The organism is Pseudomonas marginalis, assembly GCF_001645105.1.
Classification (GTDB): Bacteria; Pseudomonadota; Gammaproteobacteria; order Pseudomonadales; family Pseudomonadaceae; genus Aquipseudomonas; species Aquipseudomonas petroselini.
Genome location: NZ_LKEG01000044.1, coordinates 1 through 26258 on the forward strand (window position 1 = coordinate 1; position 26258 = coordinate 26258).

A 26258-nucleotide genomic window follows, 5' to 3' on the forward strand; every position below is an offset into this window, starting at 1 on the left:
TTGAAACAAAGAGCTGGGGCCGCTTCGCGACCCAGCGGGAGCAAGCTCCCTCGCCACAGGTACGGTGCTCACCCTTAACTGACTGGCATTGGCCTCCAAAGCGCCCTTTCTTTTTTGCCCGCCGATTGAGCGATCAACCGACCTCGATGATTTCGTAATCATGGGTGATGGCCACACCGGCCGCGCCGAGCATGATGGACGCCGAGCAGTACTTCTCAGCGGACAACTCGATGGCACGCTTGACCTGGGCTTCTTTCAGCGCCCGGCCCTTCACGACGAAATGCATGTGGATCTTGGTAAACACCTTGGGATCTTCAGTGGCACGCTCGGCTTCCAGGAAGGCTTCGCAGCTTTCCACGGCCTGGCGGGATTTTTTCAGGATGCTGACCACGTCGAAATTGCTGCAACCGCCCACGCCAAGCAGGAGCATTTCCATCGGGCGTACGCCCAGGTTACGGCCACCGGCTTCCGGCGGGCCATCCATGACCACCACATGGCCACTGCCCGACTCACCGAGGAACATGGCTTCGCCCGCCCATTGGATGCGTGCCTTCATCGCCCAGACTCCACTGCTAAAAAAGGGTCGCCAGCTTAGCACAGCGCTCGCTGGCGTCAGCGCTTGCGACAAAAGTGATCAATTGCAGGGGCTACGCGGAAAAATTGCCTAATCGAGACAGAATGTGTCTGTTAAGCTGGCGCCAAATCGATGGCGTATTGCCACCCTTTATACAGCGTGTATCAATGCCGATACCGATGAATACTACAACTCCAACTACCTCGCGCAGTCTTTTCGGGATACAACCATGGTTGCTCTTACTCCCATACCCAAGATCAAGAATCTCGACAAACTGCTGATGCATTGCCAGCGCCGTCGCCACCCGGCCAAGCACAACATCATCTGCGCCGGCGAACGTTCCGATACGCTGTACTTCATTATCAAAGGCTCGGTCACCATCCTGATTGAGGATGAAGACGGCCGTGAAATGATCATCGCCTACCTGAACACCGGGGACTTCTTTGGGGAACTGGGGCTGTTCGAACAAGCCGGCAAGGAACAGGAACGCAGCGCCTGGGTGCGGGCCAAGGTCGAGTGCGAAGTGGCCGAGATCAGCTATGCCAAATTCCGCGAGCTGGCCCAGCAGGATCCCGACATCCTCTACGCCCTCAGCGGCCAGATTGCCCAGCGGCTGCGCGACACCACGCGCAAGGTCGGCGACCTGGCATTCTTTGACGTCACCGGCCGCGTCGCCCGCTGCCTCTTGGACTTGTGCAAGCAACCTGACGCCATGACCCACCCCGATGGCATGCAGATCAAGGTCACACGCCAGGAAATCGGGCGTATTGTCGGCTGTTCACGGGAGATGGTCGGCCGCGTGCTCAAAGACTTGGAGGAACGCAACCTGGTGCACGTCAAAGGCAAGACGATGGTGGTGTTCGGTACCCGTTAAACCGGCAGGAAGCTGGTCAACATTTGACGGTACAAGGTATCCAGCCGGCTGATCGCATCCGGCGCCGGGAAGGCTTCGTGCAGGGCGATATGGCTGTCGGCACGCACCCGCTGGTCGAGACCGCAGGCTTCATTGAAGCGGTTGACCGCCGCAATCAGCGCTTCGCGATCGTTATCCAACAACAAAGCCCCGTGCACCAGCCCCACCGGGCGGCCACCACTTTGTCGCCAACGTTGAGCCGTACCGACCATTTTGCGGCCATTGAGGTTGACGTTGTAGCGACCGTCGCAAAACGCGCCATCGATTTCGCCGACGGAGGCATCGCCCCCCAGCTCGATCAAAAAATCGCAGATGGGCTGACACAGCCGCTGGTAACCGGTTTCGATGCGCCCCTGATCGCCTTCGCTGCGCGGCGGGGCGTAGACCAGGGCGATGTTGACCGTGGCACTCGATTGCGGCACTGGCTCACCGCCGGTTTCACGCAGCAACACCGGCCAGCCGGCGTCGGATGATACCTGGCTGGCGGTTTCGAACGCCGGTAGCCGACTCAGACGACGCGGCATCACCAACGCTTGATCGCTGGGTTGCCAGAACAGCAGGCCGAATTCCTGCTCGCCGGCGCACACAGCCGCCAGCAGCGCCTGCTCGGCAGCCAGGCCCGCTTCAACCGTCATCGACACCGGCTTGACCATCAAACACTTACCTATCTGAATAAACACAAAACCCAATGTGGAGGGGGCTTGCCCCCGATAGCTTTAGATCAGTCAGTACAGGTATTGACTGACACCCCGCTATCGGGAGCAAGCCCCCTCTCACATGCTCGATTGCATTTCAAATCTTGACCGTGTTCAAGTCAGTCTAATGTCGAACCACTGACCGCCACCCCACGCTCCGGGAAGAACAGGCGCTGCAGCTCCGCCCCCGGGTTTTCAGCGCGCATGAAGGTCTCGCCCACCAGGAACGAATACACGCCGCTGATTTCCATCAGTTCCACATCGGCACGGTTGACGATGCCACTCTCGGTAATCACCAGACGGTCACGCGGAATACGCGGCAGCAGGTCGAGGGTGTTTTCCAGGCTGACTTCGAAGGTGTGCAGGTTACGGTTGTTGACCCCCACCAGCGGTGTGTCGAGGGTTTTCAGGGCGCGTTCCAGCTCATCGCCATCGTGCACCTCCACCAGTACGTCCAGGCCGACGCTTTTGGCGACGGCAGCCAGTTCGGCCATCTTCACGTCATCCAACGCGGAAACGATCAACAGCACGCAGTCGGCGCCCAGGGCACGGGCTTCGACGATCTGGTACGGGTCAACCATGAAATCCTTGCGGATCACCGGCAACTTGCACGCAGCGCGGGCTTGCTGCAGGAACAGGTCGGAACCCTGGAAGTAGTCGATATCGGTCAGCACCGAGAGGCAGGTCGCCCCGCCCTTCTCATAGCTCTTGGCAATGTCTTCTGGAATGAAGATCTCGCGAATCACACCCTTGCTCGGCGAAGCTTTCTTGACCTCGGCAATGACCGCAGGCTGCTTGAGCTTGGCCTGGGCGATCAAGGCATTGGCAAAGCCACGCGGTGCATCAGCGACCTTCGCCTGGGCTTCAAGCTCGGCCAGGCTGACACGAGCGCGACGCTCGGCGACTTCTTCAGCTTTGCGGGCCAGGATTTTTTCCAGAACGGTCGGCACACTCATCCTTCATTCTCCATCTTGAATACTGCGGTGAATGCCCCGAGTTCTTCGAGCTTCTCGCGAGCCAGACCGGTGTGCAGTGCATCGTGGGCCAAGGCGACACCTTCCTTAAGACTATAGGCATGGTCCGCCGCATAAAGTGCCGCGCCAGCATTCAGAACAATCATCTCAGCAGCTTTTTGGCCGTTCTCGGTCTTGCGACGCCCCAACGCATCGCGAATCAACTCCAGGGACGCCGCCGGGCTTTCCACTGCCAAGCCATGCAAGCTCTGGCTCTTCATACCCAAATCTTCCGGTTCGACCCAGTATTCGGTGATTTGGTCGTTCTTCAGTTCCGCCACGAACGTCGGTGCCGCCAGGCTGAACTCGTCCAGGCCGTCTTTGGAATGCACCACCAGCACATGCTTGCTGCCCATACGCTGCAGCACTTCGGCCAAAGGCCGGCACAGCGCCTGGCTGAACACGCCTACCACCTGGTGCTTCACACCGGCCGGATTCGTAAGCGGGCCGAGCATGTTGAACAGGGTGCGCAGGCCGAGGTCCTTGCGTGGGCCGGCGGCATGCTTCATTGCACCATGATGGGATTGGGCAAACATGAAGCCGATGCCGACGTTATCAATGCAACGCGCCACTTGAACCGGGGTCAGGTTCAGGTAGATGCCCGCCGCTTCGAGCAAATCGGCACTGCCGCTCTTGCCAGACACCGCACGGTTACCGTGCTTGGCCACGGTGCAACCCGCCGCCGCAACAACAAAAGACGACGCCGTCGAGACGTTGAAGATGTTCGCACCGTCACCGCCGGTGCCGACCACGTCGACCACGCCGTCGAGGGTCTTGAGCTCAACCTTGTCCGCCAGCTCGCGCATGACCGATACCGCGCCGACGATCTCGTCGATGCTCTCGCTCTTCATGCGCATCGCCATCATGAACGCGCCGATCTGCGCATCGGTGCACTGACCGGTCATGATTTCGCGCATCACATCGCTCATTTCAGCGGTGCTCAGGTCCAGATGGCCGACGATACGGCTCAGGGCAGTCTTGATATCCATGGAAAGTCCTTAGCGCGTGCCGCCGCTCTGCTTGAGAAAGTTGGCGAACAGCTCGTAGCCCTGCTCGGTCAGGATCGACTCAGGGTGAAATTGCACCCCTTCGATATTCAGTGTCTTGTGGCGCAGGCCCATGATCTCATCGACCGAGCCGTCTTCCAGCTGTGTCCAAGCGGTAAGTTCCAGGCACTCCGGCAAGGTTTCGCGCTTGACCACCAGCGAGTGGTAGCGGGTCACCGTCACCGGCAGGTTGAGGCCATGAAACACGCCTAGATCATGATGGAACACCGGGCTGGTCTTGCCGTGCATCACTTGGCGTGCCCGCACCACGTCACCGCCAAAGGCCTGGCCGATGGACTGGTGGCCCAGGCATACGCCCAGGATCGGCAGCTTGCCGGCGAAATACTTGATCGCCTCCAGCGAGACACCCGCCTCGGTCGGCGTGCACGGGCCTGGCGAAACCACGATGCGCTCCGGGTTCAGGGCAGCGATCTCGGCCACGGTCAGTTCATCGTTGCGCACCACCTTGACCTCGGCACCCAGCTCGCCCAGGTACTGCACAACGTTGTAAGTAAAGGAATCGTAGTTATCAATCATCAGCAACATGGGGGAAACCTCAAGAATTGGGGGTCTGTTCAGCCAGCGCAACGGCGCGGAACATCGCGCGGCGCTTGTTCAGGGTTTCTTCCCATTCGAGGGCCGGCACCGAGTCGGTGACAATCCCGCCACCGGCCTGCACGTGCAGCTCTCCGTCCTTGATCACGGCGGTGCGAATCGCAATCGCCGTGTCCATGTTGCCGTTCCAGGCGAAATAGCCCACAGCGCCGCCGTAGACACCGCGCTTGACCGGCTCCAGCTCGTCGATGATTTCCATCGCACGGATCTTCGGCGCACCCGACAAGGTGCCCGCCGGCAGAATCGCGCGCAGCGCGTCCATCGCCGTCAAGCCGGCTTTCAGCTCGCCGGTGACGTTGGACACAATGTGCATCACGTTGGAATACCGCTCGATCACCATCTTTTCGGTGAGCTTCACCGAACCGATTTCCGAGACACGCCCGGTATCGTTACGACCCAGGTCGATGAGCATCAGGTGCTCGGCGATTTCCTTGTCGTCGCTCAGCAGGTCCTTTTCCAGCGCCAGGTCGGCCTCTTCGGTCGCACCCCGTGGGCGAGTACCGGCGATCGGGCGCACGGTGATCAGGTTGTCTTCGACGCGCACCAGCACTTCCGGCGAACTGCCCACCACGTGGAAGTCACCAAAGTTGAAGAAGTACATGTACGGCGTCGGGTTGAAGCAGCGCAATGCGCGATACAGATCGATCGGCGCGGCCTTGAAGTCGATGGACATGCGTTGCGACGGCACCACCTGCATGCAGTCACCGGCGAGGATGTATTCCTTGATGGTGTCGACCGCACGCTCGTAGTCATCCTGGGTAAAGCTGGAGCGGAACACCGGGTCGGCCGCCGGCGGACGGCTGAGGTCCAGGCCGCGACGCGGGGTGATCGGCTGGCGCAGTTTTTCCATGAGGGCTTCGAGGCTGGCCAGGCCTTGCTCGAACGCGTCGACCTGGGACGGGTCAGCGAGCACAATCGCGTGCATCTTGCCGGCGAGGTTGTCGAACACCACCACCGCATCGGAGACCATCAACAGAATGTCCGGCACCCCCAGCGGATCCGGGTTCGGGCATTTGCCCAGGCGTTTTTCCACGTAGCGCACGCAGTCGTAGCCGAAGTAACCCACCAGGCCGCCGTTGAAGCGTGGCAGCCCAGCAATGGTCGGCACGTTGTAGCGCGCCTTGAACGCCTCGACGAACGCCAACGGGTCTTCGACATCGTGGCTTTCGATCTCGACGCCATCATGGCTAATGCTCACATGATGGTCGTGTACCCGCAGCACCGTGCGGCACGGCAGGCCGATGATCGAGTAACGGCCCCACTTCTCGCCGCCCTGGACCGACTCGAGCAGGTAGGAGTTGGGCTCGTCGGCCAGTTTGAGGTAGATCGACAACGGCGTGTCGAAGTCGGCCAGGGTTTCGCAGGCCAGGGGGATACGGTTATAGCCGGCAGCGGCCAAACGCAGGAATTCTTCGCGGGTCATGATATGCCTCGTGGCTTGAGGATCTAACAGTCAGGTATGCAAACGTGCCGCAGAGCGCGGCCAGGATCAGTCAGGCGCGCCAACGCCAGCGGGCCAGGGCCTTGATAACTTTCATCCAGAGTTTGCGAGTGACCACCACGATGGAATTTCCAGAAGGGGACGGATCGGTGTCGGGCAACGTTATCTCAGCGCCAGCTCCCAAGCAACCGGGGATTAGCAGGCGCAGGTCATCAATGACCATTGCCGGCGACTCTTCGGCAATCGGCCGGCCATGGTTATAGCCGTAACTGAGGGCTACACACTGCACACCCGCGGCCTTTGCCGCCTGCACATCACTGCGCGAATCGCCGACAAACAACGACTGCGAGGCCGGAATATTGGCCATTTTCATCACGAAAAAAAGCGCCGCCGGGTCCGGCTTTTTCTGCGGCAGGGTATCGCCACCGATGATCCAGCGGAAATAACGGCCGATTTTCATCTGATCCAACAGCGGTGCGACGAAGCGTTCCGGCTTGTTGGTGATCAGGGCCATTTCCACGCCCTGCTTGCTCAGCCACTTGAGGGTGTCGCGCACGCCCGGGTAAACCACGGTCAGTTCGTGGCCGTCTTCGTAGGCGGCGTTGAACAGTTCCAAGGCGTGCTCAGCCTCCACCTCATCCACGCCTTCGGCATCGATGTGGTCGGCCAAGGCCCGGCGCACCAGCATCTGCACGCCGTTGCCAACCCATTCGCGCACCGACTCGACCCCGGCCGGCTTGCGCCCCAGCTTGAGCAGCATCTCGTCCACCGCCGCCGCCAGGTCGGGCACCGAGTCGATCAAGGTACCGTCAAGATCGAACATCACCAGCCGTGGCAATTTGCCGGGGAACAGCTGCTCAAAGCCGCTCATGGACGCGCCAGCGCCAGTTCGGCGCGCATCTTGTCGATGACCTCTTGGTAGTCCGGCGCATTGAAGATCGCCGAGCCGGCCACGAAAGTGTCGGCGCCCGCCGCGGCGATTTCGCGGATGTTGTTGACGTTGACCCCGCCGTCGATTTCCAGGCGGATGTCACGGCCCGAGGCGTCGATCAGCGCGCGGGCTTCGCGCAGCTTGTTCAGCGTACCAGGGATGAACTTCTGCCCGCCGAAGCCCGGGTTAACGCTCATCAGCAGGATCATGTCGACCTTGTCCATCACGTACTCAAGCACGCTCAGTGGAGTGGCCGGGTTGAACACCAGGCCCGCCTTGCAGCCGCCTTCGCGGATCAGTTGCAGGGTGCGGTCGACGTGCAGCGAGGCTTCCGGGTGGAAGGTGATGTAGGTCGCGCCGGCGTCAACGAAGTCGCCGATGATGCGATCCACCGGGCTGACCATCAGGTGCGCATCGATCGGCGCAGTGATGCCGTACTTGCGCAATGCGGCGCAAACCATCGGGCCGATGGTCAGGTTGGGTACGTAGTGGTTGTCCATGACATCGAAGTGCACGAAGTCGGCACCGGCGGCCAACACCTTGTCCACTTCCTCACCCAGGCGGGCGAAGTCGGCGGAGAGAATCGATGGAGCAATGACGAAGGGCTGCATGACGCACCTTTTTTGAGCTAAATCACGATGGCGCGCATTGTATACCTCATGCTTTACCGCGCGCACCGTGACCTGGCTCAATGGCTAGTACGCAGCCCGATAGATTTTCTCGATATCCGCCGCGCTGAGTTTGCGCGGATTGTTGCGCATCAACCGTTCAATGCCCGCCGCCTCCACGGCCATGGCGGGGATCGCGTCCTCGGGCACCCCGAAACTGCGCAGGCCCGCCGGGATCTCCACTGCGGCACACAGTCGCGTCATCGCCTCGACAGCTTGGTCGGCGGCATCATTGACGCTCAAGCCAGCGACATTCACGCCCATGGCCTGCGCAATGTCCTGCATACGCTCCACACAGGCCAGCTTGTTCCAGTGCATCACATAGGGCAGCAACAGCGCGTTGCTCACACCATGGGCAATATTGAAACGCCCACCCAGCGGGTACGCCAACGCATGCACCGCGCCCACCCCGGCATTCCCGAACGCCATACCGGCCATCAGGCTGGCGGTGGCCATATCGTCTCGCGCCTGCAGGTTCGCGGGGTTCGCGTAGGCCTTGGGCAACGCCTTGGCGATCAGCTTGATGGCGCCGATGGCCAGCGCGTCGGTGATCGGCGAAGCATTCAGCGACAGGTAGGATTCGATGGCATGCACCAGCGCATCAACGCCGCTGGCGGCGGTGACGCTGCGCGGGCAGGTCAGGGTCATTTGCGGGCTGATCAGCGCGACGTCCGGCAGCAGGTAGTCGCTGACAATGCCTTTTTTCAGCTGCGCGGCCTTGTCGGAGAGGATCGCCACATTGGTCACTTCCGAGCCGGTGCCCGCCGTGGTCGGGATAGCAATCAGCGGCGGGCCCTTGCGCGGCACCTGGTCGACGCCGAACAAGTCCGCCAACGCGCCGTGGTATCCGGCATAGGCGGCAACACTTTTGGCGATATCGATGGCGCTGCCGCCGCCCAGGCCGATCAAGCCGTCATGCCCACCCTCGCGGTAGACACGCATGCAGTCCTCGACAATGGCGATTTCCGGGTCGGGCAGGACGCGGTCGAAAATCTCGTAGCTGCGTTCGCCCAAGTGCTCGAGTGCCAGTGCCACGGTGCCGGACTTGACCAGCGCGGCGTCGGTGACGATCAGCGGGTTGTCCACATCCAGGCGGGTGAGCTCAAAGGCCAGTTGTTCGATGGCGCCAGCGCCGGTGAGCAGTTTGTGGGCGATCTTGAATGAGGAGGTACTCATGTGCGCGGCCTCTTATCAGGGATGGGCTGGCACAAGAGTAGCTCGGAAAATGGGGTTGCCCAGCATCCACAGCCTGAATGGTTATTTCCAGGACAACACAACACCAGTGTGGGAGGGGGCTTGCCCCCGATGGCTGAGTGTCAAGCTACACCAATGCTGGCTGACCCACCGCTATCGGGAGCAAGCCCCCTCCCACATTTGGATCGCCGACAGGCTCTAGACCTGAGCGGTTCGCAGCTTCTCACTGCGCCCACGCAACCATTCCAGGGTCAGCAACAGCAACACCGAGAAGGCAATCAACAGCGTTGCAGCCGCCGCAATCGTCGGGCTGAGGTTTTCGCGGATGCCGCTGAACATCTGGCGCGGCAGGGTCGCTTGCTCCGGGCCGGCGAGGAACAGCGTCACCACCACTTCATCGAACGACGTGGCGAAGGCAAACAACGCCCCGGAAATCACGCCTGGCGCAATCAGCGGCAAGGTCACCCGGCGAAACGCAGTCAACGGCGATGCGCCAAGACTGGCCGCCGCCCGCACCAGATTGTGGTTGAAGCCCTGCAAGGTCGCCGACACGGTGATGATCACAAACGGCACGCCCAGCACCGCATGCACCACGATCAACGAGAAAAAGCTGTTGCCCAGGCCCAGCGGTGCAAAGAACAGGTAACTGGCCACGCCGATGATCACCACCGGCACCACCATCGGCGAAATCACCAGCGCCATGACCAACGCCTTGCCGGGGAAATTACCGCGCGTCAGGCCGATCGCCGCCAGGGTGCCGAACACCATGGCCAGCACCGTGGCAGCCGGGGCGACGATGATGCTGTTCTTCAGCGCACGCATCCATTCGGCGGAGGCGAAGAAGTCCTGGTACCAGTGCAGCGAAAAACCTTGCAGCGGGTACACCAGGAAACTGCCGCTGTTGAACGACAGCGGAATGATCACCAGCACGGGCAATATTAGGAACAACAGGATCAAGCCGCAGAGGATCCGCAAGCTGTAGAACCACACCCGCTCAACGGGCGACATATAAGGGCTCAGCATCGCAGGGTCTCCTTAGCTCAGGCGCAGGCGGCTGGCGCCCACCAGCCGGTTGTAGATCAGGTACAGCACCACGGTCGCCAGCAGCAGCAAGCCGCCCAACGCCGTCGCCATGCCCCAGTTGATACTGGTGTTGGTGTAGAACGCCACGAAGTAGCTGACCATCTGGTCGTTCGGGCTGCCCAGCAGGGCCGGGGTGATGTAGTAACCAATTGCCAGGATGAACACCAGCAGGCAACCGGCGCCCACTCCGGCGTAGGTCTGCGGGAAATACACGCGCCAGAAGCTGGCGAACGGGTGACAACCCAGGGAAATCGCGGCGCGCATGTAGGTCGGCGAGATGCCTTTCATCACGCTGTAGATCGGCAGAATCATGAACGGCAGCAGGATGTGCACCATGGAGATGTAGACACCGGTACGGTTGAACACCAGTTCCACCGGTTTGTCGATCAGTCCCAAGCTCATCATTGCGCTGTTGATCAGGCCGCCGGACTGCAGCAACACAATCCACGCGGCTACCCGCACCAGGATCGAGGTCCAGAACGGCAGCAACACTAGAATCATCAACAGATTGCTTTTGCGCGCCGGCAGGTTGGCCAGCAGGTACGCCAGGGGATAGGCCAGCAGCAGGCAGATAGCCGTGATCACCAGGCCCATCCAGAAAGTGCGGGCAAAAATGTCCAGGTAGATCGCCTGGTCTGGCGTGGCCGGCGCTACTTCGCCGAGGTCGTCGATGCGGTGATCGACAGCCGCCAGCAGGTAGAACGGTGTCAGGCTGCTGGTATTGCGCCGGATCGCCTGCCAGTAGGCCGGGTCGCCCCAGCGTTCGTCGAGGTTTTCCAACGCTTCCTTATAAGAGGCAGGCGCTTCACTGAACGGCAGCGCCCGCGCGGTTTTGGTCAGCAGGCTGCGGTAGCCGGCCAGTTCCATGTTCAGGCGCTTGGACAGATCGCCCAGGGTCTGGTTTTTGCGCGCTTCGCCCAGGTCTTCACTGAGGGCCTGGTACACCGGCTCGCCCGGCAAGCCACGACCGTCCCAGGCCGTCACCGCCACCACGGTGCGCGGCAGACCACCCACCACTTCCGGGTTGCCCACACTTTTGTAGAGCAGCGCAACGATCGGCACCAGGAACACCAGCAGCAAAAACAGCACCAGCGGCGCAATCAAGGCCTGGGCCTTCCAGCGATTAAGCCGCTCGGCGCGCGCCAGGCGCTGCTTGAGGGTGGGGCTGTTGACCTCGTTCGAGGGAACGGCGATGGCCATGGCTGACTCCGGATCTTAAAGATAAATACAGATCCCCTGTGGGAGGGGGCTTGCCCCCGATGGCGGTGTATCAGTTGATAAATAGGCTGACTGACACTCCGCTATCGGGGGCAAGCCCCCTCCCACATGGGTTACTTGGCAGCCCAGGAATTGAAGCGCTGCTCCAGCTGCTCACCGTTGTCCGCCCAGAAGCTCACATCGATCTGCACCTGGTTGGCGATGTTTTCCGGGGTGGTCGGCATGTCCTTGAGGATGTCCTTGGCCAGCAACGGGACGGCTTGGGTATTGGCTGGGCCGTAGGCGATGTTTTCCGAGTAGGTCTTCTGCTGCTGCGGCTGCACCGAGAAGGCGATGAATTTCTTCGCCGCTTCCGCACGATCCTTGGCCAGGCCTTTAGGAATGGCCCACGCGTCGAAGTCGTAGATACCGCCGTTCCATACCACTTTCAGGTTGCTTTCTTTCTGCACGGCGGCAATGCGGCCGTTGTAGGCCGAGCTCATCACCACGTCACCCGAGGCCAGGTACTGCGGCGGTTGTGCGCCGGCTTCCCACCACTGGATCGACGGCTTGAGTTCATCGAGTTTCTTGAATGCGCGGTCCTGGCCATCTTTGCCGGCCAGCACTTTGTATACGTCCTTCGGCGCTACGCCGTCGGCCATCAAGGCGAATTCCAGGGTGTACTTGGCGCCTTTGCGCAAACCGCGCTTGCCCGGGAATTTCTTGGTGTCCCAGAAATCCGCCCAACTGGTCGGCGCGGACGCCAACTTATCGGCGTTGTAGGCCAGCACCGTCGACCATACAAAGAAGCCCACGCCGCAAGGCTGGATCGCCCCCTTCACGTAATCGGCAGCGTTGCCGAACAGTTTCGGGTCCAGCGGCTCGAACATGTCTTCGTCGCAGCCACGGGACAGTTCCGGCGACTCCACCTCCACCAGATCCCAGGACACGCTCTTGGTGTCGACCATGGCTTTCACCTTGGCCATTTCGCCGTTGTACTCGCCGGCGACGATCTTGCCGTTGCCCGCGCTTTCCCACGGTGCGTAGAAGGCTTTGACCTGAGCCGCCTTGTTCGCGCCACCAAAGGACACGACGGTCAGGTCCGGGCCGGCCATGGCCTGTGTCGCGCCCATCAAACTCAATGCCAGGACGGAATACTTCAAGGAACTCAACATTGTTGTTCTCTCCACGTGCAGGGTTGGTGAAGCCATGGGGCGATCAATTCGCCTCTAGAAGTGGGTCGAGTGCGCGAACGTGCTCGACTTGCCAGCCAATCGGTACCACGTCGCCGACTGCCAGGGCTGGGTCCAGCTCGGCAATCGGTTGTTTCACAAAAAAATCGGCCTTGCCGCAGACTTCCAGGCGCACGCGCACGTGGTCGCCCAGGTAGATGAATTCCGCCACCCGCCCGGAGAAGCGGTTGACGCAGCTTTCGCTGGAGCCATTGAGGCTCACACGTTCCGGACGCACCGAAAGCGTTACCGGGCCACCGACCTGGCCGACGTTCACGGCCAGCGCCTCGACTTTCTCGCCGCGCGCCAGCTCGACGACACAGCGGTCGCCGGTGTGGCTGTGCAGGCGGCCATTGAGACGGTTGTTTTCACCGATGAAGTTGGCGACGAAGGTGTTCTTGGGTTCTTCGTACAACGTGCGCGGTGCGGCGATCTGTTGGATCTCGCCCTGGTGGAACACTGCCACCCGGTCGGACATGGTCAGCGCTTCGCCCTGGTCGTGGGTCACGTACACCACGGTCACGCCGAGGCGCTGATGCAGGTGCTTGATCTCCATCTGCATATGTTCGCGCAGTTGCTTGTCGAGGGCGCCGAGGGGTTCGTCCATCAGCACCAGCTGCGGTTCGAACACCAACGCTCGGGCCAGCGCCACACGCTGTTGCTGGCCGCCGGACAGTTGCGCCGGGTAGCGTTGGGCGAACGCGTCGAGCTGGACCATGCTCAGCACGCGTTTGACTCGCTCGCTGATATCGGTCTTGCTCAGGCCACGCACAGAGAGGGGAAACCCCAGGTTTTCGGCCACGGTCATGTGCGGGAACAGCGCGTAGTTCTGGAACACCATGCCGATGTCGCGCTTGTGCGGCGGTACGTTGTTGATGGAGCGCCCGGCCAGCTGGATTTCACCGGCGGTCGGCGTTTCAAAGCCGGCGAGCATCATCAAGCTGGTGGTCTTGCCCGAACCGGAAGGCCCGAGCAGGGTAAGGAACTCGCCCTTGCGAATCTCCAGGTTGAGGTCTTTGACGATCAGGTTCTCGCCGTCGTAGCTCTTCTGCACGCCACGAAAGCTGACCAGCACATCATTTGTATCCACCTCGCTCATACCCGCACCTTTGTATTTTGGACTGCTGTGGAACAAGCGTAGTCCAGGCACGAGCCCCCGGAAATCGGGGGCCAGGAGAGAATGGCATCAGCCGGATGGAAGGTTCGGGGTAGGGATCGCCCTACACGGATGGCGGGGATAGAACAGTGCCGCAGCGCCCTGCGCCAGCCATCAGCTCAGCGCCGCTCAAAGGGCGTCGTAAACAGGCATGTGGTTAAAGCAGCTTGTGCTCCATCGCGTACTTCACCAGTTCAGCCAGGGAGGTGATATTGAGCTTTTGCATCAACCGCGCCTTGTGCGTGCTGATGGTCTTGCTGCTCAGCGCCAGTTGCTGGGCGATATCGTTGACGTTGGCGCCCTGGGCCAGACGCTCGAACACCGAGAACTCGCGCTCCGAGAGCAATGAATGCAGCGGCCGGGTATCGGTAAGGCCGACTTCGAAGACCATGCGGTCGGCCAGGTCCGGGTCGATGTAACGCCCGCCGGCCGCGACCTTGCGGATCGCCGTGAGCAACAGCGCCGGGTCGCTGTCCTTGGTCGCATAACCCGCCGCCCCCACTTTCAAGGCTCGGGCGGCCATTTGCGCTTCATCGTGCATCGACAGCACCAGGATCGCCGGCGGATTGTTCAACGCACGAATGCGCGCAATCGCTTCCAGGCCATTGACGCCGGGCATCGAGATGTCCAGCAACACCACCTCGCACGGCACATGGCGCAAGGTCTCGAGCAGTTGCTCGCCATTGCTCGCTTCTCCAACCACCAGCAGGTCTTTGGCCAGGCCGATCAATTGCTTGATACCTTCACGAACAATGGTGTGGTCTTCGGCTACCAGTACGCGGATCACAGGGACTTCCTCTTGGTGTTATGCATCCAACGGCACCGTCACACTCAGGGTGGTGCCCTCCCCCCGTTCGCTGTCCAGGCGCAGTTGCCCGCCCATGATCAGCACCCGCTCACGCATGCCCACCAGGCCGAATGATACCGGTCGGCCCTGGGCCTGGATGAAACCGACGCCATCGTCGCTGATGGTCAGCCGTAAATCCGTCCCTTCCACCGCCAGGGTCAGCTCGACAGTATGCGCCTGGGCGTGGCGCATCACATTGGTCAGCGCTTCCTGCAGGATGCGAAACAGGCCGATCGCCTTGGCATCGCTCAGCGTCGGCAGGTTATCCGGCACCTGCACCAGGCAAGGAATGTGTGTGCGCGCTTCAAAGCGCCGCGCCTGCCATTCGATGGCCGAGGCAATGCCGGCATCCAGAATCGGCGGGCGCAGTGCCGTCGCCACATCCCGCACCAACTGGAACAGCTGGGCGATCAGGCGTTTCATGCTGTTCAAACGCTCGTGCAAACCGGGGTCGAGTTGCGCATAGGCCAGCTCGCACATGGAAGTTTCGAGCTTGAGCACGGTGAGCATTTGCCCGAGTTCGTCGTGCACCTCACGGGCGATACGGGCCTTTTCTTCTTCGCGCACGGTTTCCAGGTGGGCAGACAGCTCGCGCAGTTGCGCTTCACTTTGCAGCAAGGCCGCCAGCGTTCGGCGCAACTCGGTGACGTCGTTGAGGTAGACCACCAGGTATTCGGCCTCGGCAAAGCGCAGAAAGCTCAAGGACACGTTGGTCGGCAGGATGCTGCCATCTGCACGCCGGCAATCGGTGGCAAAGTTCTGTGGGCCCTCTTCGCTGGCCCGCGCGCGTTTCCACAGGTTGAGCCAGCGGTCCATATCCAAGGTGGGGTCGAGGTCAATCAGCGGCCGCTCGATCAACGCACCGGGGCCGTAGCCAAGCATGTTTTCGGCCGCACGGTTGGCGTAGCGCACATGGCTGTCCCAGTTGACCCAAAGGATACCGACCGTGCTTTGATCGATGGAGAATTGCGTCAGCCGCAGTGCTTCGGCGCCGGCTGCGCGGGCCTCGCTCTCTTCGCGCGCAGCCAGTAAGCCGTGCTCCAACACGCGCTGCTGGCGGCGCTGCCAGAACACCAGCGCCAGGCTGGCAAGCAGGAGCAGGCCCAGCAACAGGCTGACGTTTTGCCACAGGCCCGGTGATTCCGTCAGCCGTGGGTACTTGGGCTGCAGCCAGCGGCTGTGCAGTTGGTCCAGGTCGCGGGCGGGTATGGCGCGCAAGGCGCTTTCCATGATGCCGGCCAGCTCCGGCCATTCCCGACGTGTAGCCACCCGCAGCAATTGCGGCAGGCCGATATCGCCCACGACCGCCAGCCCGGCGAACTCCGCCTCGCCGGACAAACGGCTAAGTTGCGCCTCATCCACCACGGCGTAGCGCGCTTGCTGGCTTACCAGCAATTGCAGGGCCTGGCGCTCCATGGGCACGCCTTGCAGGTTCAGGCTCGGATAGGTACTGCGCAGGTAATCGGCCACGGCGCTGGGCATGCGCACGGCGACGCGGGATTGGTCATCGAGTTTTTCCAACTCCACCGCGCCGCCGCCCTCCCGGATGCCGACGATGTGCTGCGGCACACGCATGTAGGGATCGGAGAACAACCACAGGCGCAAACCGGCCGGGGTTTGCTGCAGGCCAGGGGCGATGTCCACTTCGCCCTCGCGTACGGCCGCTTCCAGTTGCTCCTGGCTGGGGAAGTTGCGCCAGGTCAGCTCGATGCCCAGCGCCTTGGCCAGCCACTGCATCAACTCGACATTCGCCCCGGACAATCGCTGCAAACGCCGATCGTATTGCGCGTAAGGCGCCTGCAACACCAGGCCCACCCGCAGCTCCGGGTGCTGGGCCAGCCATTCGCGTTGTTGCACAGTGAGCTGCGCCTGGGGTGCGGCGGGCGCAGGGGCGGCATTTGCCATCAAGGCAAGGCACAAACAGCCGATAACCAGCAGACAGCGAAAACCCATGATCCACGTCTCACATCACTGACAAATACTGACCAACCCATTAGGCTGCTGGAATCACTTCTGGCCGGGAATTAACGATGCCCTTTCTCCACCGTTCGGCACTGCCAGCATTGTGCCTGTCGCTGCTTATTACCAGTGCCTTTTCTGTACAGGCCGCTGACGCGCCTGAGCCTGCCGCCGAAAAACCCGTCGAACGCCAGCCTTTGCCCGAGCGCAGCAAGGAAGAGGCCAGCGCCCTGGAACGTAAAATCCCGCAACAGGAACAGCAACAATTGCAGGCCGGCAGCGATACCTTTCTCGCGCTGTGGAAACCGGCCAACAGCGCCGAGCCCGAAGGCGTGGTGATTATCGTACCCGGCGCCGGCGAAAATGCTGACTGGCCGCAAGCAATCAGCCCGTTGCGGCATAAATTGCCGGATGCCAATTGGGGCAGTCTCAGCCTGTCATTGCCGGACGTGAGCGTAGATACCCTGCCGCCGCGCGTGATGGAAGCGCCCAAGGCCACCGTCGACACCAGCAGTAAAGAAGCGAGCACCGCCGACAAACCCATCGAGCAGGCCGCCAGCGCCGAGGCCGAAGGCACCGACCCTGCGGTGATGCCTGGCGCAGACGAGCAAGACAAGACTGACGCCTCGCGCATCTTCGACCGCATCGACGCCGCCGTGGCCTTCGCCCAGACCCAGAGCGCACGCAGCGTCGTGCTGCTCGGCCACGGCACCGGCGCGTGGTGGGCCGCACGTTATGTGAGCGAGAAGCAACCGTCCCAGGTGCAGAGGCTCGTCATGGTCGCGGCGCAGACGCCCACCGGGCGCCATCCGGATGTGCAGCAACTGGCGCCCGGCCTGAAACTGCCGACCGCCGATGTCTTCTATCAAGACGACGCCCAATCACGCAAAAACGCCCTGGCACGTGCCCAGGCGGCCAAGCGCTTGAAGAATGAGGGTTATAAACAGGTGTCGCTGAAGACCCTGCCCGGCAACAGTGCTGCAGAGCAGGAACAGTTGTATCGCAGGGTTCGTGGCTGGTTGAGCCCGCAGGCGACTTCAGGCTGATGACCGGTTTCAACACCACCCTAGATCCAATGTGGGAGGAGGCTTGCTCCCACATGTGGATTGGATTGCCACTTCCCGATCGTTAACGGAAATCCCGGCGCTCGCGGATCAACGTGTAGGCATTGTGCAATTCCCGAGTGCGCTCCGTGGCCTCACGCACTTGCGCAGGACTCGCACCGGTACCGGCAATCTTGTCCGGATGATGGCGGCTGAGCAGTCGGCGATAGGCACGCTTGATCGCCGACGGTTCGGTGGTCGCCGTCACACCCAGCAAGCGCAACGCATCCTGATAGGTGCCGCCCCGACTCACCAAGGGTTTGCGCTCCGGCGTGTAGTCACCCGCCAATGCCTGGAGTTGTTGCGGCGTCCAGCCCAGCCACTTGCCCCATTGATCAATCAGGTCACGCTCGGCGTCACCGGCCTTGCCGTCCGCCCAGGCCATGCGCCAGCACGCACGCAATACCCCTTCTGCCGCATGGGGTTGAGCCTTGAGCACACGCAGATAGCTGCGCACCCGGTCGGCGCCGGACTTGCCGCGATTAAACGCCGCAATCGCACGGCGTTGCGCTGAGTCGCTCATGTCCAGCCCACGCATTTCCTGGCGCGCCTGCTGGATATGTCCATCCACCACTCGCCCATTGCTCTTGGCCAGACGCCCCAGCAACACAAACAACAACTCGTCATTGCGCAACACCGGGCGCCCGCCCAGGCGCTCGCGCAACTGCGCCCAGCTGTGCAGTTGCAGACGGCGGTCCAGCGCCTGCCCCAACAGCGCACCCAACAAAGCCCCCGGAATACTGGCAATCGCAAAGCCAGCCCCGGCGCCGATCAGCGTCCCTGGCCACAGCATGTTACTGCCCCGCTGCCAGCAGGGTTTCGACTTGCGCCAGGCGCTCCAGCGTGCCGACATCAATCCAGCGTCCTGCCATGTGTTCCCCCGTTACCAGACCTTTGGCCATGGCTGCCCGCAAAAGCGGCGCCAGCTTGAAGGCACCCGCGCTGCAACCCGCGAACAGCTTGGGGTCGAGTACGGAAATGCCACTGAAGGTCAGGTTATCGGCACCGGGCGCGGCATCATGAAGCAAACCCTGATCAAGGTAGAAATCACCGCCCGAGGGGTGATGCGCCGGGTTATCGACCATCACCAGGTGAGCCAGGCCCTTGAGCGGTTGCTTGAGCCGGGTGAAGTTGTAATCGGTCCAGATATCGCCATTAACCACCAGGAACGGCTCATCCCCCAGTAACGGCAGTGCCTGGAAAATCCCGCCGCCGGTTTCCAGCGGCTCGCCCTCAGGCGAATAACGGATGCGCAAGCCAAACTGCGCGCCGTCCCCCAGATAGCTTTCGATCTGCTGGCCAAGCCAGGCATGGTTGATCACGATCTCGGTGAAGCCGGCCTTGGCCAGCGCCTCCAGGTGATACTCGATCAGGCGCTTGCCGCCGGCCTGCACCAGCGGCTTGGGCGTGTGCAAGGTCAGCGGACGCATCCGCTCGCCTTTGCCGGCGGCCAGGATCATGGCCTTCATACGCTCGCCTCGGCGGGTTGACGCAGGCTGGCCAGCAGTTCACCCAGTTCGCTCAGTTCCGGACGGTCCGCCAGTACCGCTTCTATATAAGCAAAGAAGCGCGGTACGTCGGCCAGGTAGCGTGGCTTGCCGTCGCGATGACAGATGCGCGCAAAAATGCCGATGACCTTGAGGTGACGCTGCACGCCCATCAAGTCGCTGGCACGCAGGAATTCTTCGACATCCGCCTGCACCGGAATGCCCAATTGCCCGGCACGCTGCCAGTAACCGCGCTGCCAATCCCGCACGCGGGCCTTGGGCCAACTGAGGAAGGCATCTTTGAACAGGCAAGTGATGTCATAGGTGACAGGCCCGTAGACCGCATCCTGGAAGTCCAGCACGCCAGGGTTCGGTTCGCTGATCATCAGGTTGCGCGGCATGTAGTCGCGGTGTACCAGCACCTTTGGCTGGGCCAGGGCGCTGTCGATCAGGTGATCGCTGACACGCTGCCAAAGCGCTTGCTGCTGCGTATCGAGTTCGATACCCAGATGCCGGCGCACATACCACTCGGGAAACAATTCGAGCTCGCGGCGCAGCAAGGCTACATCATAGCTGGGCAGTGGCGCGTCCATCGGCAATTGCTGAAAAGCCAGCAAGGCGTCGATGGCATCGGCAAACAATTGATCGGCATTCTGCTCGTCAATCACGTCCAAATAGGTTTTTGTGCCCAGGTCATTGAGCAAAAGAAAGCCTCGCGGCAAATCTTCTGCATAAATTTTTGGCACATTTATTCCCGACTTCGCTAACAAATGCGCGATATCGACGAAAGGTTTGCAGTTTTCCTGGGGGGGTGGGGCGTCCATCACCACGAATGTCCGGCCACCGCCTTCCCAACGGAAATAGCGCCTGAAACTCGCGTCGCTGCTGGCCGCGGTCAATGTGGCCGGGGGTACGGCACCCCAGCCTTGAGCGTTGAAAAGGATCGGCAACTGCTCATCCAGCCAGACTTCCAGCTGTTGTAAACGTAGATCGTGCTCGGGCATTACAAGGGTCTCCGACGGCGCTAGCCGTCAAGCGGGGCATGCTTTATTATCACGCATCTTTTTCAGACCATCGAGAGGCGTGCGGCCCAAACCGCGGGCAGATGGCACGCAGGAAGCCCGGACTAATAAGATGGCATTGAAATCCCCCGCGTTTCGTAGAAAATTTCCGTTGCTGGTAACCGGCAGTCTGCTGGCCCTGCAACCCTTCGCCACCTCATTCGTGGTCGCCGCGGAACAGTATGACTGCTCAGTCTCTGCTTCGGGTGCCTGGGATTGCGCGCCGAAAACCGCCGCAGCCCCGTTGCCACCACGCCCGGTGCATGATGGCGCAGCCATCAGCTCCGCCAACAGCACGGCGCAAGCCGATGCCGGCGGCAAAGCCGAGGCCGTGCCGCAGACCGCACTGGTCACCGAATCCAAGGGCCGTGGCCTGCGCTCGCGCAGCGCCGACTACAGCCACCTGGACTGGGTACCGCGCGACAAGCTGACCGCAGCGCAACTGGCCGAAACCGGCCCTTACTGCGGCGGTGCGTACATCGAGCCGACTCGTCCTGGCATGAACGACAAGACGAACAAGAGCGATGCGCCCACCTTCATCGGCGCCAAGGCCTCGCGTTACGAGCAGGAACAACAGGTCGCGACCCTGGCCGGTGACGTCGTCATGCGCCAGGGCAGCATGCAGCTGGAATCGGAAGAAGCCAGCCTGTACCAAGCCGAGAACCGTGGCGAGCTGAACGGCAAAGTCCGTCTGCGCGACAACGGCGCACTGATCGTGGGCGACCACGCCGAAGTGCAACTTGATACCGGCGCGGCCCAGATCGACAACGCCGAATACGTGCTGCACAAGTCGCGTATCCGCGGTAACGCGCTGTACGCCAAGCGTGCCGAGAACGCGATCATCCGTCTCAAGGACGGTACGTACACAACGTGCGAGCCAGACAGCAACGCCTGGCAGCTCAAGGGCAACAACATCACGTTGAACCCGGCCACCGGTTTCGGTACGGCCACCAACGCGACGTTGCGGATCAAGAACATCCCGATCCTCTATACCCCTTACATCTACTTCCCGATCGACGACCGTCGTCAATCCGGCTTCCTGCCGCCAAGCTTCAGCACCGGCAGCGAAACCGGCTTCACCCTGGTTACGCCGTACTACTTCAACCTGGCGCCAAACTACGACGCCACGTTGTACCCGCAATACATGACCAAGCGCGGTTTGTTGATGGAAGGCGAATTCCGCTACCTCACCAAGTCCAGCGAAGGCCAGTTCGGCGGCGCGTACCTGAACGACGACAACGACGAGCGCAGCAAGCAGACCGATTACGAAAAAACCCGCTACATGCTCAACTGGCAACACAAGGGTGGGCTGGATTCGCGTGTACTGACCCAGGTCGACTACACCCGGATCAGCGATCCTTACTACTTCCAGGATCTGAAGTCGTTCCAGGAAGGCGTTGAAAGCCGGGATGCCCTTAATCAACAGGGTTCCGTGACCTACCGGGGCGACTCTTACCAGGCGCGCCTGAACGTCCAGGCTTATCAGTTGGCGACGATCTCCCAGATCACGCCGTATGACCGGTTGCCGCAAATCACCTTCAATGGTGCGCTCCCGTATCATCCGGGCGGGCTGGACTTTACCTACGAGACTGAAGCTGTTCGCTTTGAGCGCAGTCTGGAGAACGGTACCTTTACCGATCAGGACGGCCTCGTGTCGCCTCGCCTGGACACCTACGTCAGAGGCCTGACCCGTGCAAACGGTACTCGCCTCAACGTAGCTCCAGCTGTTGAATATCCGATGAACTGGACCTATGGCTTTGTGACGCCGAAGCTCAAGTACGTCTACACCAAGTACGACCTGGACCTGGACAGCACCGGCAAGAACCAGATTATTGCTGACCAAGCTGCAGCAACCGCCGCCAACCCTTACGCGGGTGGCACGTTCAAGAGCTCCCAGGACCGTGCGGTTCCGGTGGCGAGTGTCGACAGCGGCCTGTACTTTGATCGCAACACCAACTGGTTCGGCAAAGATTATCGCCAGACCCTTGAGCCGCGTGCGTTCTACCTCTACGTACCGAACAAGGACCAGGCTGATATCCCGGTCTTCGACACCAGCGAATACTCGTTCAGCTACGCCTCGCTGTTCCGCGACAACCGCTTCAGCGGCGCTGACCGGATCGGTGACGAGAACAAGCTGTCCCTGGGCTTGACCAGCCGCTGGATCGAAGACAACGGCTTCGAGCGTCAGCGCGTCTCCGTGGGCCAGGCGCTGTACTTCAAGGATCGTGAAGTCCAACTGCCGGGCATCCTGGCTTCCGACCGTGCCGATGCAAACTCGGATGTATCACCAGTCGCCCTGGACTACGAGTTCCGCTTCAACCGCGACTGGCGCGCCACCGCTGATTACAACTGGGACACCGAGGAACACAGTCCTCGTTCCGGCAGCGCGATGCTTCACTACCAGCCGGAAGACAACCCGAACAAGATCATCAACGTCGGTTACCGTTATCGTAACGACCAGGTGGTCTACAACCAGCTGACCGGCAAATGGCAGTTCGGTGGTGACTACGGGCAGCCAGGCGATCCGAACTTCGTGAAGGATTACTACAAAATCCAACAACACGACTTCTCGATGATGTGGCCGATCATTCCTCAGTGGAACCTGATCACCCGCTGGCAGTATGACTACGCCCGCAACCGTACCCTGGAAGCCTTCGGTGGTTTCGAGTACGACAACTGCTGCTGGAAACTGCGCGTCATCAACCGTTACTGGGTTTCCAACGACGAATACAGCCAGATCGCCCCGCTTAACGAAAAGGGTGACCACGGGCTCTTCTTCCAGATCGTCCTCAAAGGACTCGGCGGCCTGACCGGCGCCAAGGTAGAGAGCTTCCTCGACAAAGGCATTGAAGGTTATCGTGAACGTGAAGACCAAGCTTTCTGATTGTCTGCGCCCGCTAGTGCTGGGCGCACTGCTCCTGGGGACCGCATCGGCTCACGCTGCGGTTCAACAACTGGACAAGGTCGTGGCCATCGTCGATAACGACGTGATCATGCAGAGCCAACTGGACCAACGCGTCAAGGAAGTCCAGCAAACCATCGCCAAGCGTGGCGGTGGCGTGCCACCTACCAGCGTCCTGGACCAACAGGTACTGGAACGCCTGATCGTCGAAAACCTGCAACTGCAGATCGGTGATCGTTCCGGCATCCGTATTTCGGACGAAGAACTGAACCAGGCCGTGGGCACTATTGCCCAGCGCAACAACATGAGCATTGACCAGTTCCGTGCAGCCCTAGCCCACGACGGTTTGTCCTATGAGGACGCCCGTGACCAGATCCGCCGTGAAATGATCATCAGCCGTGTGCGTCAGCGCCGTGTCGCCGAGCGGGTTCAGGTGTCCGAGCAGGAAGTGAAGAACTTCCTGGCGTCCGACTTGGGCAAGATGCAGCTTTCCGAAGAACTGCACTTGGCCAATATCCTCATCCCAACCCCGGACAGCGCCAACTCCGAGCAGCTCAATGCAGCCGCCGCCAAGACCCAGGCTATCTATGATCGCCTCAAGGCTGGTGCTGATTTTGCCCAGATGGCCATTGCCCAGTCCGGCAGCGACAACGCCCTCGAAGGCGGTGACATGGGCTGGCGTAAAGCCGCTCAACTGCCACCTCCGTTCGACCGTGAACTGAGCGCCATGGAAGTGGGTGGTATCACGCAGCCTGCGCGTACGCCGGGCGGCTTCATCATCCTCAAGCTCCTGGAAAAACGCGGCGGTGAAACCTCGCTCAAGGATGAGGTGCATGTTCGCCACATCCTGGTCAAACCGAGTGAAATCCGTACCGAAGCCCAAACCAAGGAACTGGCCCAGAAGATCTATGACCGCATCGAAAGCGGTGAAGACTTCGCCACCTTGGCCAAAAGCTTCTCGGAAGACCCAGGTTCCGCCCTCAACGGCGGCGATTTGAACTGGATCGACCCGAAGGCCCTGGTGCCTGAGTTCCAGCAGGTGATGGCCGATACTCCGCAAGGCGTACTGTCCAAGCCGTTCAAGACCCAATATGGCTGGCATGTGCTGGAAGTCCTTGGCCGTCGCGCCACCGACAACACCAACCAAGCCCGCGAGCAACAAGCGTTGAACGTACTGCGTAACCGCAAGTACGACGAAGAGCTGCAAACCTGGCTGCGTCAGATCCGTGACGAAGCCTACGTGGAAAACAAGCTGCCAGGCGCCCCGCAAACAGGCACCGACCAGGCCGCTCAGTGAAACCCCAGCGTTTCGCGGTGACACCCGGCGAGCCGGCCGGCATTGGTCCTGACCTGTGCCTGCTGCTCGCCTCGCAACCTCAGCCACACCCCCTGATTGCTATTACCAGCCGCGACCTGCTCCTTGAGCGGGCCGCGCAGCTGGGTGTGGCTGTCACTTTGCTGGACGTGGCGCCAGGCAACTGGCCCGACTTGCCCGCCCCCGCCGGTAGCTTGTATGTGTGGGACACCCCGCTGCAGGCCAAGGTGGTTGCCGGGCAACTGGACAAGGCCAACGCGGCGTTCGTGCTGGAAACCCTGACGCGCGCAGGGCAAGGCTGCATCGACGGCGATTTCGCCGGCATGATCACGGCCCCGGTGCACAAGGGCGTGATCAACGAATCCGGCATCGCCTTTTCCGGCCACACCGAATTCCTCGCCGAACTGACCCACACCGCTCAAGTCGTGATGATGCTGGCCACACGCGGCCTGCGGGTCGCCCTGGTGACCACGCACCTGCCGCTGCGTGAGATTGCCGATGCCATCACCGTCGAGCGACTGGAGCGCGTGACACGCATCCTGCACGCCGACCTGCAACAGAAATTCGGCATCGCCCAACCGCGCATCCTGGTCTGTGGGCTTAACCCACACGCGGGTGAAGGCGGCCATCTGGGCCATGAAGAAATCGACATCATCGAACCCACCCTGGAGCGTCTGCGCCAAGAAGGCATGGACCTGCGCGGCCCACTGCCAGCGGACACTCTGTTTACCCCCAAATATCTGGAGCACTGCGACGCAGTGCTGGCGATGTACCACGACCAGGGGCTGCCGGTGCTTAAATACAAAGGCTTCGGCGCCGCCGTCAACGTGACACTGGGCCTGCCGATCATCCGTACCTCCGTCGACCATGGCACTGCCCTGGACCTGGCGGGCAGCGGCAAGATCGATACCGGCAGCCTGCACGTGGCCCTGGAAACCGCCTATCAGATGGCCGAGACTCGTATATGACTGAGCATTACCAACACCGGGCGCGTAAGCGCTTCGGGCAAAACTTCCTGCACGACGCCGGCGTGATCGACCGCATCCTGCGCTCGATCCATGCCAAGCCCGAAGACCGTCTGCTGGAAATCGGCCCGGGCCAGGGCGCATTGACCCAGGGCCTGCTGGCCAGCGGCGGCCAACTGGACGTGGTGGAACTGGACAAGGACCTGATCCCGATCCTCAACCAGCAGTTTGCCGGCATGCCCAACTTCAACCTGCATCAAGGCGATGCACTGAAGTTTGACTTCAATACCCTCAACGCAGCGCCCAACAGCCTGCGGGTGGTAGGTAACCTGCCGTACAACATCTCCACGCCGCTGATTTTCCACCTGCTGAACAACGCCGGGATCATCCGCGACATGCACTTCATGCTGCAAAAGGAAGTGGTGGAACGCCTGGCTGCCGGGCCGGGGGGTGGTGATTGGGGTCGGCTGTCGATCATGGTCCAGTACCACTGCCGCGTCGAACACCTGTTCAACGTCGGCCCCGGTGCGTTCAACCCGCCGCCGAAGGTCGACTCGGCCATCGTGCGCCTGGTGCCACACGCCGTGCTGCCGCATCCGGCCAAGGATCACAAATTGCTTGAGCGCGTGGTGCGTGAAGCCTTCAACCAGCGCCGCAAAACCCTGCGCAACACGCTCAAGGCGCTGTTGAGCCAGGCCGAAATCGAAGCCGCCGGCGTCGATGGCAGCCTGCGGCCCGAGCAGTTGGACCTGGCCGCATTCGTGCGCCTGGCCGACCAGCTTGCCATCCAGCCTGCGCCCACTGCGGACTGAAGCCTGTAGTGCCTGGGCCGGACAGCATGTCTGGCCTAGTGCCCGCTTC

At 61.4% G+C, this 26258-nt stretch carries 24 protein-coding genes; 6 read left to right on the forward strand and 18 right to left on the reverse strand.

What is annotated here, in order from left to right:
• Positions 1-133: 133 nt before the first annotated feature.
• Positions 134-556, reverse strand: a complete 423-nt coding sequence (locus tag AO064_RS18195; RefSeq protein WP_015886152.1) for an OsmC family protein — start codon at positions 554-556, stop codon at positions 134-136.
• Positions 557-803: 247 nt separating this feature from the next.
• Here AO064_RS18195 and crp point away from each other — a divergent pair, with 247 nt between their 5' ends.
• Positions 804-1448 carry a cAMP-activated global transcriptional regulator CRP gene (crp, locus tag AO064_RS18200; RefSeq protein ID WP_015886153.1) on the forward strand — a complete coding sequence of 215 codons (645 nt, stop codon included), beginning with the start codon at positions 804-806 and terminating at the stop codon, positions 1446-1448.
• On the opposite strand, the gene AO064_RS18205 is transcribed toward crp, so the two are convergent.
• The 14 genes from AO064_RS18205 to AO064_RS18275 form a co-directional block, all read right to left on the reverse strand.
• Positions 1445-2140 carry a lipoate--protein ligase family protein gene (locus AO064_RS18205; RefSeq protein WP_064054216.1) on the reverse strand — a complete coding sequence of 232 codons (696 nt, stop codon included), beginning with the start codon at positions 2138-2140 and terminating at the stop codon, positions 1445-1447. The genes crp and AO064_RS18205 overlap by 4 nt on opposite strands.
• A gap of 161 nt (positions 2141-2301) precedes the next feature.
• The gene (trpC, locus tag AO064_RS18210; RefSeq protein WP_015886155.1) at positions 2302-3138 is read right to left on the reverse strand and encodes an indole-3-glycerol phosphate synthase TrpC; all 837 of its coding nucleotides are present in this window, start codon (positions 3136-3138) and stop codon (positions 2302-2304) included.
• Positions 3135-4184, reverse strand: a complete 1050-nt coding sequence (gene trpD, locus AO064_RS18215; protein ID WP_015886156.1) for an anthranilate phosphoribosyltransferase — start codon at positions 4182-4184, stop codon at positions 3135-3137. Before trpD ends, trpC begins: the two co-directional genes overlap by 4 nt.
• 9 nt (positions 4185-4193) lie before the next feature.
• The gene (locus AO064_RS18220; protein WP_015886157.1) at positions 4194-4787 is read right to left on the reverse strand and encodes an aminodeoxychorismate/anthranilate synthase component II; all 594 of its coding nucleotides are present in this window, start codon (positions 4785-4787) and stop codon (positions 4194-4196) included.
• A gap of 10 nt (positions 4788-4797) precedes the next feature.
• On the reverse strand, positions 4798-6279 hold the full coding sequence (trpE, locus tag AO064_RS18225; protein ID WP_064054217.1) for an anthranilate synthase component I: 1482 nt from the start codon (positions 6277-6279) through the stop codon (positions 4798-4800).
• A gap of 70 nt (positions 6280-6349) precedes the next feature.
• On the reverse strand, positions 6350-7168 hold the full coding sequence (locus tag AO064_RS18230) for a phosphoglycolate phosphatase (protein WP_064054218.1): 819 nt from the start codon (positions 7166-7168) through the stop codon (positions 6350-6352).
• Complete coding sequence (gene rpe, locus AO064_RS18235) at positions 7165-7839, reverse strand: ribulose-phosphate 3-epimerase (RefSeq protein WP_046035020.1); 675 nt, start codon at positions 7837-7839, stop codon at positions 7165-7167. The genes AO064_RS18230 and rpe overlap by 4 nt, the downstream gene beginning before the upstream one ends.
• Before the next feature lie 84 nt (positions 7840-7923).
• Positions 7924-9072, reverse strand: coding sequence for an iron-containing alcohol dehydrogenase (locus tag AO064_RS18240; protein ID WP_046035019.1), 1149 nt, complete (start codon positions 9070-9072; stop codon positions 7924-7926).
• A gap of 216 nt (positions 9073-9288) precedes the next feature.
• Positions 9289-10113, reverse strand: a complete 825-nt coding sequence (locus AO064_RS18250) for an ABC transporter permease (RefSeq protein ID WP_017739612.1) — start codon at positions 10111-10113, stop codon at positions 9289-9291.
• A 12-nt stretch (positions 10114-10125) separates the two neighbouring features.
• Positions 10126-11373: an ABC transporter permease gene (locus AO064_RS18255; protein WP_015886163.1), complete on the reverse strand. Its 1248-nt coding sequence runs from the start codon at positions 11371-11373 to the stop codon at positions 10126-10128.
• A 131-nt stretch (positions 11374-11504) separates the two neighbouring features.
• Positions 11505-12545, reverse strand: coding sequence for an ABC transporter substrate-binding protein (locus AO064_RS18260; RefSeq protein WP_015886164.1), 1041 nt, complete (start codon positions 12543-12545; stop codon positions 11505-11507).
• Between the two features lie 43 nt (positions 12546-12588).
• A complete protein-coding gene (locus AO064_RS18265) occupies positions 12589-13701 on the reverse strand; it encodes an ABC transporter ATP-binding protein (RefSeq protein ID WP_015886165.1) in 1113 nt (370 codons plus the stop codon).
• Between the two features lie 214 nt (positions 13702-13915).
• A complete protein-coding gene (locus tag AO064_RS18270; RefSeq protein ID WP_015886166.1) occupies positions 13916-14545 on the reverse strand; it encodes a response regulator in 630 nt (209 codons plus the stop codon).
• An 18-nt stretch (positions 14546-14563) separates the two neighbouring features.
• Entirely contained in the window at positions 14564-16558 is a 1995-nt protein-coding gene (locus AO064_RS18275) for a PAS domain-containing sensor histidine kinase (protein WP_064054220.1), read from the reverse strand.
• Positions 16559-16635: 77 nt separating this feature from the next.
• Between AO064_RS18275 and AO064_RS18280 the strand changes: the two genes are divergently transcribed.
• Positions 16636-17610 (forward strand): alpha/beta hydrolase family protein, encoded by a 975-nt coding sequence (locus tag AO064_RS18280; protein ID WP_064054221.1) that lies wholly within the window; start codon positions 16636-16638, stop codon positions 17608-17610.
• Between the two features lie 82 nt (positions 17611-17692).
• Here the strand turns inward: AO064_RS18280 and AO064_RS18285 are convergent, their stop codons facing one another.
• From AO064_RS18285 to AO064_RS18295, 3 genes are read right to left on the reverse strand one after another with little or no spacing between them, the layout of a single operon-like run.
• Positions 17693-18460, reverse strand: a complete 768-nt coding sequence (locus AO064_RS18285; RefSeq protein ID WP_064054222.1) for a TerB family tellurite resistance protein — start codon at positions 18458-18460, stop codon at positions 17693-17695.
• 1 nt (position 18461) lies between these two features.
• Positions 18462-19136 (reverse strand): N-acetylmuramate alpha-1-phosphate uridylyltransferase MurU, encoded by a 675-nt coding sequence (gene murU, locus AO064_RS18290; protein WP_064054223.1) that lies wholly within the window; start codon positions 19134-19136, stop codon positions 18462-18464.
• A complete protein-coding gene (locus tag AO064_RS18295) occupies positions 19133-20158 on the reverse strand; it encodes an aminoglycoside phosphotransferase family protein (protein ID WP_015886171.1) in 1026 nt (341 codons plus the stop codon). Before AO064_RS18295 ends, murU begins: the two co-directional genes overlap by 4 nt.
• A 130-nt stretch (positions 20159-20288) precedes the next feature.
• On the opposite strand from AO064_RS18295, the gene AO064_RS18300 reads away from it, so the two are divergent.
• The 4 genes from AO064_RS18300 to rsmA are packed head-to-tail and all read left to right on the forward strand — an operon-like array spanning position 20289 to position 26209.
• Positions 20289-23099 carry an LPS-assembly protein LptD gene (locus AO064_RS18300; RefSeq protein WP_015886172.1) on the forward strand — a complete coding sequence of 937 codons (2811 nt, stop codon included), beginning with the start codon at positions 20289-20291 and terminating at the stop codon, positions 23097-23099.
• Complete coding sequence (locus AO064_RS18305) at positions 23074-24414, forward strand: peptidylprolyl isomerase (protein ID WP_043205983.1); 1341 nt, start codon at positions 23074-23076, stop codon at positions 24412-24414. Before AO064_RS18300 ends, AO064_RS18305 begins: the two co-directional genes overlap by 26 nt.
• Positions 24411-25400 carry a 4-hydroxythreonine-4-phosphate dehydrogenase PdxA gene (gene pdxA / locus AO064_RS18310; protein WP_046035017.1) on the forward strand — a complete coding sequence of 330 codons (990 nt, stop codon included), beginning with the start codon at positions 24411-24413 and terminating at the stop codon, positions 25398-25400. The genes AO064_RS18305 and pdxA overlap by 4 nt, the downstream gene beginning before the upstream one ends.
• A complete protein-coding gene (gene rsmA, locus AO064_RS18315; protein WP_015886175.1) occupies positions 25397-26209 on the forward strand; it encodes a 16S rRNA (adenine(1518)-N(6)/adenine(1519)-N(6))-dimethyltransferase RsmA in 813 nt (270 codons plus the stop codon). Before pdxA ends, rsmA begins: the two co-directional genes overlap by 4 nt.
• Positions 26210-26258: the final 49 nt, after the last annotated feature.